Origin of the sequence: Lactobacillus kefiranofaciens (assembly GCF_900103655.1) — a bacterium.
Classification (GTDB): Bacteria; Bacillota; Bacilli; order Lactobacillales; family Lactobacillaceae; genus Lactobacillus; species Lactobacillus kefiranofaciens.
Genome location: NZ_FMXC01000004.1, coordinates 72,402 through 87,875, shown reverse-complemented (window position 1 = coordinate 87,875; position 15,474 = coordinate 72,402). Strand labels below are relative to the sequence as shown.

Below are 15,474 nucleotides of genomic sequence, written 5' to 3'. Positions count from 1 at the left end.
ATAATTTTATTGCTTCCAAGCAGCATCAAGCTTTTGCTTGCCCACCCTGATATCGCTGTTCCAATTTTGCTTCTTGCTTGCCTTAGCCAAGATAGTTTGCATATTAGCATTAACTTGGTCATATGCAGTAATTGAGTTCTTAGTTACAGGTAAGAAGTAAAGATTCTTTGAAGTCTTAGCCAAAACAGCTGGGATTTTGCTGTCCTTTGCCTTTTGATACTCAGTATCAGTCAAAGCAGCAGTGTTAACTGGCATGTAACCAGTTTGCTTAGCCCAGTAAAGTTGTGATGACTTAGAGGTCAAGAACTTAAGGTACTTGAAGGCAGCGGCCTTTTGCATTGCACTAGCCTTTTTGAACATGTAGATGTCAGTACCTTGCTGAACGTTCATCGTGCTTGGACGAGCAGCCACGCCGTATGTGTAGCCTTTCTTTAAACCTTGCTTGAGGTATGCTTCATTAGCAGTTGAACCGATGAACATGGCTACGCGGCCATTATTGAATGGAGTAGACATGTACTTTTCTGTTCCGGCTTGCATGAAGTAGCCTGCCTTAACGCCTTCTGCGTAGTAGTTAATGGCCTTAACAGAATCCTTAGCAGCAAAGTTCAAGTTCTTGTTGAAGTCCTTGCCGTAAGTTTCCTTCATTTGCATCATATAGTAGTTGTTTAAAGCGTCAAAGCCTACGCCGCGCACCTTGTGGTGGCTTTCACGGTAGATTTTAGCTGATGCACTGGCCAGTTCACTCATATTGGTTGGCACTTTGACATTGTACTTATCCAGCAAAGTTTTGTTATAGAAAAGTACTTCAACTGACTTGTTAAATGGCACGCCGACTTGAGTACCGTTGATCTTGGCACCGTCCCAGAGAGCTTTCTTAATTCCACTATTCTTGTATGAACCCCAGCCAATTGACTTGTTGTTAACGTAAGGAGTCAGGTTAACGAGCATCTTATTCTTAGCGGCGTTGTAGAGCCAGCCTGGATAAGCTTGCGTAATCGTTGGCAAATCCTTAGGTGATTGTAAACCGGAAACTAACTTGGATTGCAAATCAGAGTAGTTGCCGCCTTGGCTTTGCAGCTTAATCGTAATGTTAGGGTTCTCCTTTTCAAAATCTGTGGTCAACTTTTTCAGCGCACTTTGAGAGGTACCGGTTAATGAGTACCAGAAGGTAACGTTAGTCTTCTTGGAGATCTTAGTCGGAATCTTCGTTGAAGAACTTGAGTTGGACTTATTGTTTGAACAGGCACTCAGACCGACAGTGGCTAAAACAGCCGCACCGCAGAGTGCTAATTTTTGATAGAATTTCATTATTTCTGCCTTTCAAAAATCTCTTTTCAGGAGTATTATACCATAATTATCCGGACTATTCATTGACAAAATAAATAAAATGTTCTTAATTGACACTTAGAAAGATCAATTTTACTATTAAGTTAAGTAAAAGTTTAAAAATAGGTGACAATGATGGACAAAAATCCTTTAGTATATGAATATTCAATCGGCAAGCGTAAGCCATATGATTACGACTATGGTAATCGGCAGGGTAACCAGAGCGCGGGCTGTCCCTTCTGTGATGTGGCGCATTTGGTCAACATTTTTGAAAAAGAGGGCGACAAGATCTGGTTAAAAAACAAGTATCCAACCTTGAAGGATACTGACCAGACGATTCTAATTGAATCCAGCGATCACCAGGGTGATATTTCTACATATACTTATGCACATAATCGTCAGTTGATGAAGTTCGCACTGAAGTGTTTTCAAAAGATGAATAATTCGGGGCGTTATGAGAGCGTGCTCTGGTACAAAAACTTTGGGCCAAAATCTGATGGTTCCTTAACTCATCCGCACATGCAGATTGTCGGGCTATACCACAAGAATGGCTATCAAGACATCGGTGCTGATAACTTTACGGGTTTTGAAGTTGGCCAAGCTGGTTCTGTAGAAATGAATTTATCTGCTCATCCTGTGCAAGGCTATCAAGAAGTGAATATTCTGACTAAAGATAATAGCAATCTTTATACCTGGGCTGATTTGATTCAAAAGGGGACGCAATATGTCCGTTCCGTTCTCTCACACGGGGTGGATTCTTACAACTTGTTTTTCTATCCAATCAACGATGGGCAAGGGACTTGTTGCAAAATCATTCCGCGGTTTTATGCTTCGCCGTATTTTGTTGGTTACAAGATTTCGCAGGTCGATGATGCCGATACTTTGAAGTGGGAAGCTGAGCGGTTGAAGGGCTTCGTTAATGGTGGTATTTTACAGTAGAATTTCAAAAGGCGCATTCGGATAAATGAATGCGTTTTTTTGCTATAATCAATAGTGAAAAATACATTTCTAAGAAGGGATGCTCAATGAAGAAGATTGTAGTTATTGGTTCTAGCAATGTCGATACGACGTTGCACGTAAAGGACTTTCCAAAACCGGGCGAAACAATTAACGCCTTAGATGTTACTACTGCAGGTGGCGGCAAGGGCGCCAACCAGGCCATCGCCGCCGCTAAGAGTGGCGCGGAGACTTACTTTATTAGTCGTGTTGGTGAAGATAGCGCGGGTGGTTTTATTACCCATCAATTGAAGAGCTATGGCGTGGACGCAACTTATGTGCAGACCACGATGGGCAGCAAGACTGGCCATGCTTATATCACCTTGAGTGAAGCCGGACAAAATAGTATTGTGATCGACCACGGCGCTAATTATGAATTGACGGTCGAGGACGTGAAGGCAGCTAGTGACTTGATTCAAAACTGGGACTGCGTCATTGCTCAATTCGAGACGCCAATCGAGGTAACCTTAGCGGCCTTCAAGATGGCCAAAAAGGCAGGCAAGATCACAATCTTGAACCCAGCACCAGCCATTGACAAGATTCCTGCTAAATTGCTCGGATATACTGATATCATCACGCCAAACGAGACCGAGAGCGCCAAGATTACAGGTATTCCAATTAAAAACAAGTCAACCTTGGCCACGAATGCAGAAAAATTGCATTTATTGGGTATTAAAAATGTGGTCATTACCTATGGCGACAAGGGTGCTTATGTTTCAACTCCTGATGTGGAAGAATTAGTGCCAGCTTACAAGGTAGAGGCAGCAGATACAACGGGTGCTGGTGACACTTTCATTGGCTACCTGGCCAGCAACTTAAATAGTGATCTGACCAACTTCACAGAGGCAGCTAAGACTGCCAGTCGCGCCTCATCAATTGCTGTTCAGCGCTTAGGTGCCCAGCCATCAATTCCAACTGCTAAGGAAGTTAGAGATGCAATGGAGGAAGATGAATAATGGATAAGCAAGAACAAGATCGTTTGAAAAAAGAAGCTGCTGAAAAAGCCGCAGCTGCAGTCAAGTCTGGCATGATCTTAGGCGTCGGGACCGGTTCGACTGTAGCCTTCTTTATTGATGCCTTAGGCAAGCGCAAAAATGAAGATGGCTTAAAGTTAAAGGCCGTCGTGACAACCAGTAACCGCAGCAAGAAGCAGCTAGAGGGCTTAGGCTTTAAGGTTAGTGAATTAGCTGACATCGACCAGGCCGACCTGACTGTTGATGGTGCTGACCGGGTAGCCGATAACCTTGATGGGATCAAGGGAGGAGGCGGCGCCTTGACTTTGGAGAAGAACGTTGCTATTAATTCCAAGAGAATCATCTGGATCGTTGATGAATCAAAATTGGTTCACCGGTTGAGTGGCTTTCCATTGCCAGTCGAAGTACTGCCAATCTCTTGTGAACAAAACTTCAAACGCTTCAAGCAAGAAGGCTTGAAGCCACAATGGCGCATGGATGGCGATAAGCGCTACATTACCCACTACGGCAACTACATTATCGACTTAGCAGCTGATCCAGTACCTGCACCTCATGGTTTAGCTGACTATCTTGATCACACCGTCGGCGTAGTCGAACATGGTTTGTTCTTAGATATGTGTGACGAAGTAATTATTGCTCATAGCGATGGCACCATCGAAGACAAAAAAAAATAAATGAATATATTAAAAATCATTTTTTCTATACTAGTAAAAATTTATCTAAAAGGACCTGATGAAAGATATGAGTAAAACTAAAAAGCAAAAACTTACTTTTGCTGGCTTATTGATTGCCATTGGGATCGTGTACGGCGATATCGGTACGAGTCCGCTGTACGTAATGAAGTCGATTGTGACTGAAAATGGCGGGATCAGTAACGTCAATCGCGAATTAATCGTGGGCTCAATCTCGCTAATTTTGTGGACGGTCACCTTGCTGACGACTGTTAAGTACGTCCTGATTGCACTAAAAGCAACTAACCACGGTGAAGGTGGGATCTTCTCGCTCTATGCTTTGGTTAGAAAAAGAGCCAAGTGGCTGGTCATTCCAGCTCTAATTGGTGGAGCAGCGTTACTGGCTGACGGGACCTTAACGCCAGCCGTAACGGTAACGACTTCTATTGAAGGTTTGAAGAACATGCGCTTTGGCGAAGTAATTCCAGTGCAAACGCAAGATATGGTCATTGCAATTACGATTATTATCTTGCTTCTGCTGTTCTCGATTCAGCGGATGGGGACGAGCGTGATTGGTAAGGCCTTTGGACCCATTATGATGATCTGGTTCACTTTCTTAGGCGTGATTGGGATCATGAACTTAAGTCATGATTGGAGTTTGCTAGAAGCTATTAATCCGATTCATGCGATTAGAATTTTATTTAGTCCTGCCAATAAGGTGGGGATTTTGATTCTGGGTTCAATCTTCCTGGCTACTACGGGTGCCGAAGCCTTGTATTCTGATGTCGGCCACGTTGGTAAGGCCAACATCATGGGTTCTTGGCCCTACATCTTCGTTTGCTTGACCTTGAACTATCTTGGTCAGGGCGTATGGATCTTGCATAATGGCAGCTACCACGCTGGTAACGGCGACTTCAACCCATTCTTTGAAGTCGTGCCTGGTTCCTGGCGCTTGTTTGCTATTGTCTTAGCCACGATCGCTGCGATCATTGCTTCACAGGCCTTGATCACTGGTTCATTCACCTTGGTAGCCGAAGCAAGTAGCCTGAAGTTCTTGCCAAGAATGAACATTATCTACCCATCTACGGAAAAGGGCCAGATCTATATTCCTTCAATTAATAAGATGATCTGCGTGGTTACGGTAGCGATTGTCTTATTATTCAGAACTTCGCATCATATGGAAGCAGCCTATGGTTTGGCTATCACGGTAACGATGCTGATGACGACGATTTTGCTCTTTGAATACTTAGGCAAAAAGAGTAAGCCACTCTACTTGCGTTGGATCTTTTTAATTGTCTTTGCTTCTATTGAAGGGATGTTCCTCATCTCCAGCTTGACCAAGTTCCTGCACGGCGGCTACGTCACGGTCTTAATCGCCGGCTTCATCTTGGGCATCATGTATATTTGGTTCTATGGCAATAAGATTCGTGACAAGCGTGAAGAAAAGAACGCTTATGTCCGCTTAGATGAATATACCGATATGTTAACAGAGCTGAGTCACTGTGATGATTATCCGTACTATGCTACCAACTTGGTCTACATGGCTAAGGTTAAATACAACAAATTCATCAAACGTGAGATGTTGTACTCCATCTTGGATAAGCGGCCCAAGCGCGCTAAGGCTTATTGGTTCGTCACGGTTAATGTTACGAACGAGCCTTATACGGCTGAGTATGCCATTAACACATATGGCACCAAGAATGTAATTAACATCCAGCTCTATTTAGGCTTTAGAAAGCAGACTAGCGTAAATGTCTACTTGCGGCAGATTGTGCATGACCTCATTGCTGATGGTACGATTGAGGGACAACCGCAGCGTTTTACCACTACTCCAGGTAGGGATGTTGGCGACTTCTCCTTCGTCATCGTTAACGACGTGATTAGTCCATTAACTAAGTTGACCGCTTATGAGAAGTTCATGGTGGAAGCCAGAGTATGGCTGCAGAATCTATCCTCTAATCCCGCTTCTTGGTTTGGTCTGGAATATGCGGATACGATTGTTGAACGTGTACCGCTAGTTTTAGGTGATCATAAGGACAGTCGGATTAAGCGAATTAAGCGAATTAAGCCGAAAAAATATAATTGATGATTGAAATTAAGGATTTTGTAGGTAAGAATTACGGAATTCTTTATATAGAAAAGTCCTCGTATCAAATCCAGGAGGCGATCAACCAGACACTCCTGAGCAACCAGAAAAGGCATCTACTTACTCTACAAGAAAATACTGATACTCCTAAGAACGAGCCTGGACGCCTGTTAAGCGAAACTGTAATTTCTGCTCAGAAGAATAGTCAATTGCCACAAACTGGTGAGAAGCGCAGTTCTGCTTTAGCCGTTGGCGCAAGCTTAGCCTTTGCTAGAACACAATTAAGACTCAATCTGTAATGGTTGAGCCTTTTTTGTACGGTCAGTAGTGAAGGCACTAGACTTCTAATTCTTTCAGCATCCCTGTATAATTAAGTATTGAAGTAAACCAGATAGAATGTTGGTTAATTAATCCTAGTAAATAAACCGAACCATTTTAATTATTGGTCCGGCTTTTGTAGTATAATGATATTAAACACACGCGTAGAAGAGGAAAATATTAATGAAGAAAAAACCTTTAATTATTAGTACCGACCCCGGCATCGATGACATCGCGGCCATGACGATCAGCCTTTTTGCTAAGAAACTGGACGTTAGAATGATCGTGCCGACTTGGGGCAACGTCGCGCTTGAATATACACTGCAGAACACGCTTAATTTAGAGCAATTCTTGCACACTAAGGTGCCAGTAGTCGTTGGCGCCAATCAGCCACTAGTAGCACCGATGATCAGTGCCGCTGCCGTTCATGGACAGACAGGCATTGCTGGCTTTGACTTTGAACAAGCAAATGATGACTTGGTAAAGCCAGGCTTAGCTGCAACCTTGATGGCAAATGAAATTGAGAATAGCCCAGCCAAGGTAACGCTCCTAGGAATCGGACCTTTGACTGATTTTGCCTTATTGCTTAAACAATATCCAGCAGTGAAGCAGAACATTGAGCAGATCGTGATCATGGGTGGCAATATTGGTCGCGGGAATCATTCACCGCTAGCTGAATACAATATCGCTGGCGATCCGGAAGCCGCGCAGGTTGTTTTCCACAGTGGTTTGCCAATTAAGGTGGCGCCACTTGAGATTGGCAACAAGGCGCATTTGACTCCGGAGCAAATGCAGCAAGTTAAGGAATGCGGTAGCGTAGGGAAGATGCTGTATTCACTTTTCTCCCACATCCACGAGCCTGATGGTGATCCGAGAATTAAGATTTTCGATCCTACGGCCGTCGGCATTTTGCTTCATCCCAAAATGTACACGATGAAAAGAGCACACGTGGAGATTGAATTGCGCGGGCAATTTACTTATGGCGCCAGCGTAATCGACTTCATGGATCAGGGCAACGCCAACAGCGAGATTGCGACCGATGTAGACTTGGCGCAATTTGCTAAATGGTTTATTAATAGTATTAAAACAGCAGAGCAAGGAAGAGAATAATGGCTAATTACGTTTATCGGACAGTCATGCGTGACATTAAGCAGAATATTTTGAACAATAAGTATGAAGGGATGCGGATACCCAATGAGCGTAGCTTAGCTAAGTATTACGATGTCAGTCGTTCATCGATGAAGCGGGCCCTGGAACTGCTCGCCCAGCAGGGAATTGTTTTTAAAAAGCGAGGCAGCGGCACCTTCATCAATCCGCTTTATCTCAGAAATCAAGCAATGTTTCGCTATGATGGCTCGAACCTAGGGATTACTGACAGTTTTAAAGTACCAGGCAAGAAGCAGCAGATTAAGCTCCTTAACTTCCACGTCGTGAAGGCAACTAGGGAGATTGCGGAAGATTTATTCTTGAATGAAAATGATTTTGTGTATAAGTTCAAGCGTCTGCGACTGTTAGATGAGCAGCCTTTCTTGATTGAGACGGGCTACTTGCCAATTAAGATCATGCCGGAACTTAAGCCAGAAACTTTGCAGAGTTCGCTGTTTAACTATCTAGAAGATGAACAAAGCAAGACTGTGACCAAATCCTTCTTAAATATTACCGTGGAACCGTCAAATGAGGAAGATCAAGAGCAGCTGGTGTTGAAGATCAACGAGCCAGTCGGCGTGATGGAAGGGATCTTCTTCCTGGATGACGGTACGCCCTTTGAGGTGTCGAACATGCGCGTGCATTATCAGTATATGAACTTTAATACTTTTGTTAATTTAGGGAAGTAAAAAGATGAATTTGCAAGAGTTAACAGCTTTAAAAGATAAAATGAATACTTTTCGTCCTTTAACTATGGATGAAATAAAAGCAATTGAAAAAGATAAAAAGATTGATCATATTTGGTCCTCTAATGCGATTGAAGGTAATTCGTTGTCCAAATATGAAACAGCAGCATTATTGGAAACAGGTTTAACGGTTCATGGCAAGCCTTTTGCGGATCATTTGGCTGCCCTTGACTTAAGCAGAGCGTATGATTATGTGCAAGAATTAGCTACAGGTGAATTGCCTTTAGATGAGATAGCTATCAGGGATATTAATCGCTTGGTCACTTATTCGGATGATCCTGCTAAACGAGCTGCAGCTGGACAATATCGGCAAATTAAAGTATGGCCTAATGGAGTTAAAGATGTCCATTATGCCGAACCCAATGATATCCCCGCAAAAATGCAAGATTTAATCTCGTGGTATAAAAATGCAGAAGACAAAGAGCATCCCGTTAAGTTAGCAGCTTTATTGCACCTGAAGTTTGTCACTATTCATCCCTTTAGGGATGGCAATGGCAGAACGGCTAGATTGCTGATGAATTTTGAATTGATTAAGTATGGCTATTTGATTATCAATATTCAGCCAGATAAGGACAGTCGCAGTGCTTATATGGAAGCTCTGCGGGTCGCACAAGCTCAGGATAATGTTGCACCATTCATTTCTTTAGTGGCAGATTATGAAGTTGAAGAATTGAATGAGCGAATTAGTCTGTTGGAACGAATTGAAAAAGAAAGAAAGTTCGCAAAAGGTCAAACCAGGTTGGATCAATTTGAAGACCATCCTTGATAAATTCGAGCAAAAAATTAGGATCATTCAGTATCATAATGCTGAATGATCCTTTTTTAAGCATTTTATTTTTCAATTTCGTAGTGTTTGTTAATGATGTAGTCAGTAATTACTATAAATGCATCAGTATTGTGCTCAAATAATCTTAAGATTTTTTTCTAGGCGTGCCTTTTTTTGAAAACTAAGGTAAGAATCTGGAGTTTTTCCTAACTATTTCAAGTATCCGTCTAAAACTTCCAGTACCCCATCATCATTGTTGCTTGGTGCGATGTGCTTGGCTACCTTTTTTAAAGCTGGCTCGCCGTTAGCCATCGCATAGCTGTAATCGGCTAATTCCAGCATTTCTTTATCATTCATTCCGTCGCCAAAAGCAATTAGTTCACTCGGCTGAGCGTTAAAATAGCGCAGGAAGTACTTGAGTGCGTTTCCTTTATTAACGCTGTAAGGGACAATATCTAGCAGACCGAAGCCACTTGAAGTACAGTGAATCTTTTCAGCATGATGCTTGTTGAATTCTTGCTCTAATTCCTCAGAGAAGTCACGCTGATAACTCAAGGTGATCTTAGTGACATTGTCGTGTGGGCTAACTGCCTGAATTAAGTCAGGTACTTCAACTCTGTTCGGATAATAGAAATTCATCGTTTGCTTAAAGTCCGGCGAAGCATCAAGGGTAGTGTATGAACTATTAATCCCTGTGACAATGACAGAGCTATTAGGATAATGGACCTGGATGAATTCCAATAGCTCTACCGTCGTCTTGTGGGTGAGCAGGTGAGTACTGATAATGTTGTCATCTTGAATTAAGAGCGAGCCGTTGTCGGCGATCATGTCAATTCTGTCTAAAAAGCCGGCAAAATCGCGTCTTAATCTGGAGTATGGCCGGCCACTGGAGACGATGAAGTGAGCGTCATTCTCATGAATTTGGTCCAAAATGCGATCAAATCTTTTGTAATCGAAAGTCTGATCATCCCGCATGAAGGTACCATCCATATCAGCAGCAATAACTTTAAAAGGTAATTTATTCATAATTCTTCCTTCTAGTAATCAATCTATATCTTTTCTTAATTATAAAATAAAAAGTCGAGCAGGTCTCTTGCTCGGCTTAATTTGGATTCACTTTTTTCATCTAGAGCAGGTCTAGATCTAACTAAATATTAACAAATTGCTTCTCTGAATCAAGAGGACTTAAGTAAACGTAAGAAAGATTTACGTATTTTGTAGCTTCGGTCAGTTTTTTCATTAAATTCTCTTGCTCGCAAGTTAAATGCAAGTGATTCATGGCTACTCTGGCTTGGATGTACATCACGAGCTTGCTGGTGTATTCCAGTGGGTGGTCGTGACTATCGAACTTGTTCATCACTAAACCAATCGCATCACGAATAGGACGATAGCGCCCGATGTTCATCTCGTTATAGATATCACTAAAGAAACTATTGTAGAACTTCTTTAAATCTTGGTAGACCATTTTAGTATTAGAACTAGTCGATTTGTTTAGATTAAATAGACTGAACATAAAAATTCACTCCTTCATAATCGGTATAATCTGAGTTTTAGGATCAAAAAACTGTCGCTGTTTATCTGTTAGAGGCGTATCAGTGATTAAGACGTCGATTTTCTCTAACGGAGCCGACATATATGGAGAGGTTGAATCATTAGTGAATTTGTATTTTTCCGCTACTAGCACAATTTGGTTGGCATGCTTGATTGCCGCACGTACAATCTCCGCGTCTTCCATTCTTGGTGCATATACGCCATCTGCTCTGACACGCGAAGCCCCAATGAAGGCCGTGTTGAAATGAATCTTGCGAATCGTCTCCAGGGCTGCTTCAGAGTAGATGTAACGCTGCGATTTGTTGATTAGCCCGCCCAATAGTCTAACGGAAGGGATCGGACTAGTTAACATGCTCAATGCATTGTCGATTGAGTTAGTCACTATCTGAACATCTGTGCCGTTAAGCAAGGGACAGAGCTGCTTGAGTGTAGTAGAAGAACCAATAAAATCACACTGGCCGGGATGGACGAATCTTTTAGCCATCTGGGCCATTTTTAATTTAATCGGCGACTGAATCTGATTCCGGGCTAAAAAGTCAGGCACGCTATTTTGGTTGATTTCCATCAACCCACCATGAATGCGAACCGCTTGACCAGTTGTAGTCAGATGAATCACATCTCGCCGTGCCGTATCAAAAGAAACTTTGAAATGCGTAGCAATCTTTCTGGTAGAAAGCTGATGCTTTTCTTTTAATAGCTGTTTGATTTGGATTAGTCGTTCTTCTTGTGTCATTTCGCTCTCCATCAATTAATCTAACATGTTCAATCATTACTGTAATTACTTAATCAGTATTTGATATTTATTAATCAGTACTTGTCAGTATTTGTTCATTCAAACACTTATATTAAAGATGGAGAATGGTATTGGTGCAAGGTTTTTGGACTAATGACCAATTTTAATACACTTATTTAAAGTTGGTAGGATCCAATTAAAATAATGGTTGACATTTACTCAAAAATTGGTATGATAAATATGTAAACGAAATAAGAAAACAAATATCTCATGATTTATAAGGAGAAAAATAATGGTTGATTACGATTCTAAGGACTACCTGAAGAGTGTTGACGCCTATTGGCGTGCTGCCAACTACTTGTCAGTTGGTCAATTGTTTTTGATGAAGAATCCACTTTTAAGAGAAAAGCTGGTCGCTGAAGACGTTAAGCCTAAGCCAATCGGTCACTGGGGCACGATTGCACCGCAGAACTTCGTCTATGCTCACTTAAACCGGGTTATTAAGAAGTACAACTTGAACATGTTCTACATCGAAGGCTCCGGTCACGGTGGTCAAGTAATGGTATCCAACTCATACCTTGACGGCTCATACACTGAACGCTACCCAGAAATCACCCAAGACGTGAAGGGCATGGCTAAATTGTTCAAGCACTTTAGTTTCCCAGGCGGCACTGCTTCACACGCTGCTCCTGAAACCCCAGGCTCAATCCATGAAGGTGGGGAATTGGGCTACTCCCTTTCACACGGTACCGGTGCTATTTTGGATAACCCAGATGTCATCGCTGCAGTTGAAATTGGTGATGGCGAAAGCGAAACCGGTCCATTAGCTGGTAGCTGGTTCAGTAACCGTTTCATCAATCCAATCAAGGATGGTGCGGTTTTGCCAATCGTTCAAATCAACGGTTTCAAGATTTCCAACCCAACTATCTTGGCTAGAATGAGCGATGAAGAATTAACCGAATACTTCCGCGGCATGGGCTGGGACCCACACATTGTTTCAGTCTTCAAAGGCGGCCGTTTTGACGGCGAAAAGGACCCAATGGAAGTTCATGAAGAAATGGCTAAGACCATGGATGAAGTCATTGAAGAAATCAAGGGCATTCAAAAGCATGCTCGCGAAAACAATGACTCTACCTTTGCCCACTGGCCAGTCATCCTCTTCCAATGCCCTAAGGGCTGGACTGGTCCTAAGAAGGATCTGGACGGCAACCCAATCGAAAACTCCTTCAGAGCTCACCAGATTCCAATTCCAGTTGCTCAAGGCGATATGAAGCATGCCGACATGCTTACCGACTGGCTAGAAAGCTACAAGCCTGAAGAATTGTTTGACGAAAACGGTGCTCCAACTGCTATCGTTAAGGAAAACACGGTCAAGGGCGACCAAAGAATGGCCATGAACCCAATCACTAATGGTGGTATTGATCCTAAGCGCTTGAACTTGCCAGACTATCGCGACTTTGCTTTGAAGATTAAGAAGCCAGGCTCTGTAGAAGCTCAAGACATGGTTGAATGGGCTAAGTACTTGGACGAAGTTGCCAAGCTCAACCCAGATTCATTCCGTGGCTTTGGTCCAGATGAATCCAAGTCCAACCGTTTGTTCAAGCTCCTTGATGACGACAAGCGTCAATGGGAACGTGAAATTCATGAACCAAATGATGAAAACTTGGCTCCAAGCGGTCGTGTAATTGACTCGCAATTGTCAGAGCACCAAGACGAAGGCTTCCTTGAAGGCTACGTTTTGACTGGTCGTCACGGCTTCTTCGCAACTTACGAAGCCTTCGGTCGTGTCGTTGACTCCATGCTTACTCAGCACATGAAGTGGCTGCGTAAGGCTAAGGAACAATACTGGCGTCATGATTACCCAGCTTTGAACTTCGTAGCTACTTCAACTGTCTTCCAACAAGACCACAACGGCTACACTCACCAAGATCCAGGCATCTTGACCCACATGTTCGAAAAGGACCGTCCAGACTTGGTACACGAATACTTGCCATCTGATACCAATACGCTTTTGGCAGTTGGCGACAAGGCCTTGCAAGAACGCGAATGCATCAACATCTTGGTAACTTCCAAGCAGCCTCGTCCGCAATGGTTCACCATTGAAGAAGCTGAGAAGCTGGTTAACCACGGCTTGGGCTACGTTGACTGGGCTTCAACCGACAAGGGCGCTAAGCCAGACGTTGTCTTTGCTTCAACTGAAACTGAGCCAACCATGGAAACTTTGGCAGCGATTGACATCTTGCATGACCAATTCCCAGACTTGAAGATTCGCTACATCAATGTCATTGATGTCATGAAGTTAATGAGCCCTAAGGACAACAAAAATGCCATTTCTGATGAAGAATTTGACCGCTTGTTCCCAAAGGACGTGCCAACCATCTTTGCATGGCACGGCTTCAAGACCATGATGGAATCCATTTGGTTCGCTCGCAACCGTCACAACGTTCATATTCACTGCTACCAAGAAAATGGTGATATTACTACCCCATTTGACATGCGTGTCTTGAACCACCTTGACCGTTACGACTTGGCTAAGGACGCTGTTGAAAACGTTGATAAGCTCAAGGGCAAGCACGCCGACTTCATCAATAAGATGGACAGCTTGCTTGCAAAGCACCACCGCTACATCCGTGATAACGGCAAGGACATGCCAGAAGTTACCGAATGGCAATGGAAAGGCTTGAAGTAGATTCTGCCCTCCTCGATTTGATTTGAATATTAAAGTATTTCCTTAAATTATAATTAAAAAATGCTAATTCATAAACTTATAACTACTACTTATCTATTAAAGAACGCAAGAGCACTGAAACTTAATGCTCTTGCGTTTTCTTATGGATTAGCATAAATTAGACCTATGTTTGCAGCATAGGTCTTTTTTGGTTAAGGAGGAAAAATGAAGTCTGGTTTAGTCTTAGAAGGCGGGGCGATGCGCGGACTTTTCACCGCGGGCGTGCTCGACGTGTTAATGGAGAATAATATTAGCTTTGATAGTGCGGTTGGCGTTTCAGCAGGTGCGGCTTTTGGCGTGAATCTGAAGTCGCGGCAGATTGGTCGGGTATTGCGCTATAATTTGCGTTTTGCCGGCAAGCCTTATTATGCCAGCTGGAAATCTTGGCGCAGATCAGGCAATTTGTATGCGGCTAATTTTTGTTACCATGTGTTGCCTGACAAGTTAGATGTGTTTGACAAAAAGACGTTTCAGGCTAATCCGATGAACTTTTGGTGCGTAGCAACCGATGCGACGACAGGTGAGCCGGTTTATCATCAGTTGCGAGACGCTGGCTACCTTGATTTGGAATGGATTCGAGCATCATCGTCGATTCCGTTTTTCGCTCACCCCGTAGCAATTGGCGGGCATTATTATTTTGATGGCGGCGTGTCGGATTCGATTCCGTATGATTTTTTACAGAAAAATAATTTTGATAAAAAGATTGTGATTACCACTCAGCCAAGAGAATATCGTAAGAAGCAGAGCCTGATATTTCCGCTGAAAAAAGCATTGTTGCATCAATATCCGGCGGTTTTGAAAAAGCTGGCGACTAGAGCAGAGGACTATAATGCTGTCTTGGACGATATTGAAAAAGATGAAGATGATGGAGAAACTTTTGTAATTCGGCCACCTTTTGCGTTAAATATTGGTACGCTGGAAGACGATAAGGATGAACTTAAACGGGTGTATCAAGTAGGGTATCGTGAAGCAGAAAAGGCTTTGCCCAATTTGGTTGCTTATTTGAATAAGTGAAAAATACTTCTTAAAATCTTTATTTCATGAAATGAAATATTTTGCCAGTAATTTTATATGTATAAATAGCTATAATGGCTAGCATATAATTTGACAACTGTTATTTGTATGTAAACCTTTTTCTTAAACATAGGCCATTAAAGGACTTGAATTAACTAAAATAACTAATTAAGAGTAATTTAATTGCCTGAAATATATTTCACCTTTTGAAAAATTAATTAAATACTATGAAAGTGCATTCAGCTTTTTTAAAAGCGCTTACATTAGTTTGAAACTATGGTATAAATAAAAATGTAAGCTAGCTACTGAGGTAGAAATAAATTTAAAGTTGATCGTTTAGATTTTCTATCTTAACCAATTAGTTCGAGGAGTAATATTTATGAGTTGATCATAAATAGCTGCCAGTTGTCCGAGCACCT

14 protein-coding genes are annotated in these 15,474 nt (G+C 42.4%); 10 read left to right on the top strand and 4 right to left on the bottom strand.

Annotation, left to right across the window (positions count from 1 at the left end):
• Positions 1-6 precede the first annotated feature (6 nt).
• Positions 7-1,308, bottom strand: a complete 1,302-nt coding sequence (locus BLP58_RS03175) for an extracellular solute-binding protein (RefSeq protein WP_013854533.1) — start codon at positions 1,306-1,308, stop codon at positions 7-9.
• 153 nt (positions 1,309-1,461) lie between these two features.
• On the opposite strand from BLP58_RS03175, the gene BLP58_RS03170 reads away from it, so the two are divergent.
• The 8 genes from BLP58_RS03170 to BLP58_RS03135 all read left to right on the top strand — a co-directional run bounded on the left by BLP58_RS03170 (position 1,462) and on the right by BLP58_RS03135 (position 9,029).
• The gene (locus tag BLP58_RS03170; protein ID WP_013854532.1) at positions 1,462-2,265 is read left to right on the top strand and encodes a DUF4931 domain-containing protein; all 804 of its coding nucleotides are present in this window, start codon (positions 1,462-1,464) and stop codon (positions 2,263-2,265) included.
• 86 nt (positions 2,266-2,351) lie between these two features.
• Positions 2,352-3,278: a ribokinase gene (gene rbsK, locus BLP58_RS03165; RefSeq protein WP_013854531.1), complete on the top strand. Its 927-nt coding sequence runs from the start codon at positions 2,352-2,354 to the stop codon at positions 3,276-3,278.
• Entirely contained in the window at positions 3,278-3,970 is a 693-nt protein-coding gene (rpiA, locus tag BLP58_RS03160; protein ID WP_013854530.1) for a ribose-5-phosphate isomerase RpiA, read from the top strand. Before rbsK ends, rpiA begins: the two co-directional genes overlap by 1 nt.
• A gap of 67 nt (positions 3,971-4,037) precedes the next feature.
• The gene (locus BLP58_RS03155) at positions 4,038-6,053 is read left to right on the top strand and encodes a KUP/HAK/KT family potassium transporter (protein WP_025084089.1); all 2,016 of its coding nucleotides are present in this window, start codon (positions 4,038-4,040) and stop codon (positions 6,051-6,053) included.
• On the top strand, positions 6,053-6,352 hold the full coding sequence (locus tag BLP58_RS03150; RefSeq protein ID WP_013854528.1) for an LPXTG cell wall anchor domain-containing protein: 300 nt from the start codon (positions 6,053-6,055) through the stop codon (positions 6,350-6,352). Before BLP58_RS03155 ends, BLP58_RS03150 begins: the two co-directional genes overlap by 1 nt.
• A gap of 202 nt (positions 6,353-6,554) precedes the next feature.
• Positions 6,555-7,481: a nucleoside hydrolase gene (locus BLP58_RS03145; RefSeq protein WP_013854527.1), complete on the top strand. Its 927-nt coding sequence runs from the start codon at positions 6,555-6,557 to the stop codon at positions 7,479-7,481.
• Positions 7,481-8,206 (top strand): GntR family transcriptional regulator, encoded by a 726-nt coding sequence (locus BLP58_RS03140; RefSeq protein WP_013854526.1) that lies wholly within the window; start codon positions 7,481-7,483, stop codon positions 8,204-8,206. The genes BLP58_RS03145 and BLP58_RS03140 overlap by 1 nt, the downstream gene beginning before the upstream one ends.
• A 4-nt stretch (positions 8,207-8,210) precedes the next feature.
• The gene (locus BLP58_RS03135; RefSeq protein WP_013854525.1) at positions 8,211-9,029 is read left to right on the top strand and encodes a Fic family protein; all 819 of its coding nucleotides are present in this window, start codon (positions 8,211-8,213) and stop codon (positions 9,027-9,029) included.
• 210 nt (positions 9,030-9,239) lie between these two features.
• Here the strand turns inward: BLP58_RS03135 and BLP58_RS03130 are convergent, their stop codons facing one another.
• The 3 genes from BLP58_RS03130 to BLP58_RS03120 form a co-directional block, all read right to left on the bottom strand.
• Positions 9,240-10,055, bottom strand: a complete 816-nt coding sequence (locus BLP58_RS03130; protein WP_013854524.1) for a Cof-type HAD-IIB family hydrolase — start codon at positions 10,053-10,055, stop codon at positions 9,240-9,242.
• Between the two features lie 121 nt (positions 10,056-10,176).
• Complete coding sequence (locus tag BLP58_RS03125) at positions 10,177-10,542, bottom strand: bacteriocin immunity protein (protein ID WP_013854523.1); 366 nt, start codon at positions 10,540-10,542, stop codon at positions 10,177-10,179.
• 6 nt (positions 10,543-10,548) lie between these two features.
• Positions 10,549-11,313, bottom strand: coding sequence for a DeoR/GlpR family DNA-binding transcription regulator (locus BLP58_RS03120; protein WP_013854522.1), 765 nt, complete (start codon positions 11,311-11,313; stop codon positions 10,549-10,551).
• A 289-nt stretch (positions 11,314-11,602) separates the two neighbouring features.
• Here BLP58_RS03120 and BLP58_RS03115 point away from each other — a divergent pair, with 289 nt between their 5' ends.
• Both BLP58_RS03115 and BLP58_RS03110 read left to right on the top strand, forming a co-directional pair.
• Positions 11,603-14,002 carry a phosphoketolase family protein gene (locus BLP58_RS03115; RefSeq protein WP_025084090.1) on the top strand — a complete coding sequence of 800 codons (2,400 nt, stop codon included), beginning with the start codon at positions 11,603-11,605 and terminating at the stop codon, positions 14,000-14,002.
• Positions 14,003-14,206: 204 nt separating this feature from the next.
• The gene (locus BLP58_RS03110) at positions 14,207-15,055 is read left to right on the top strand and encodes a patatin-like phospholipase family protein (RefSeq protein WP_013854520.1); all 849 of its coding nucleotides are present in this window, start codon (positions 14,207-14,209) and stop codon (positions 15,053-15,055) included.
• Positions 15,056-15,474: the final 419 nt, after the last annotated feature.

Excerpts from the sequence above, each read along its gene's own strand:
- BLP58_RS03145 (WP_013854527.1), top strand. The coding sequence starts at position 6,555 with ATGAAGAAAAAACCTTTAATTATTAGTACCGACCCCGGCATCGATGAC.
- BLP58_RS03135 (WP_013854525.1), top strand. The coding sequence starts at position 8,211 with ATGAATTTGCAAGAGTTAACAGCTTTAAAAGATAAAATGAATACTTTT.
- BLP58_RS03175 (WP_013854533.1), bottom strand. The coding sequence starts at position 1,308 with ATGAAATTCTATCAAAAATTAGCACTCTGCGGTGCGGCTGTTTTAGCC.
- BLP58_RS03140 (WP_013854526.1), top strand. The coding sequence starts at position 7,481 with ATGGCTAATTACGTTTATCGGACAGTCATGCGTGACATTAAGCAGAAT.
- BLP58_RS03110 (WP_013854520.1), top strand. The coding sequence starts at position 14,207 with ATGAAGTCTGGTTTAGTCTTAGAAGGCGGGGCGATGCGCGGACTTTTC.
- BLP58_RS03170 (WP_013854532.1), top strand. The coding sequence starts at position 1,462 with ATGGACAAAAATCCTTTAGTATATGAATATTCAATCGGCAAGCGTAAG.
- BLP58_RS03125 (WP_013854523.1), bottom strand. The coding sequence starts at position 10,542 with ATGTTCAGTCTATTTAATCTAAACAAATCGACTAGTTCTAATACTAAA.
- BLP58_RS03150 (WP_013854528.1), top strand. The coding sequence starts at position 6,053 with ATGATTGAAATTAAGGATTTTGTAGGTAAGAATTACGGAATTCTTTAT.
- BLP58_RS03120 (WP_013854522.1), bottom strand. The coding sequence starts at position 11,313 with ATGACACAAGAAGAACGACTAATCCAAATCAAACAGCTATTAAAAGAA.
- BLP58_RS03130 (WP_013854524.1), bottom strand. The coding sequence starts at position 10,055 with ATGAATAAATTACCTTTTAAAGTTATTGCTGCTGATATGGATGGTACC.
- rbsK (WP_013854531.1), top strand. The coding sequence starts at position 2,352 with ATGAAGAAGATTGTAGTTATTGGTTCTAGCAATGTCGATACGACGTTG.
- BLP58_RS03155 (WP_025084089.1), top strand. The coding sequence starts at position 4,038 with ATGAGTAAAACTAAAAAGCAAAAACTTACTTTTGCTGGCTTATTGATT.
- rpiA (WP_013854530.1), top strand. The coding sequence starts at position 3,278 with ATGGATAAGCAAGAACAAGATCGTTTGAAAAAAGAAGCTGCTGAAAAA.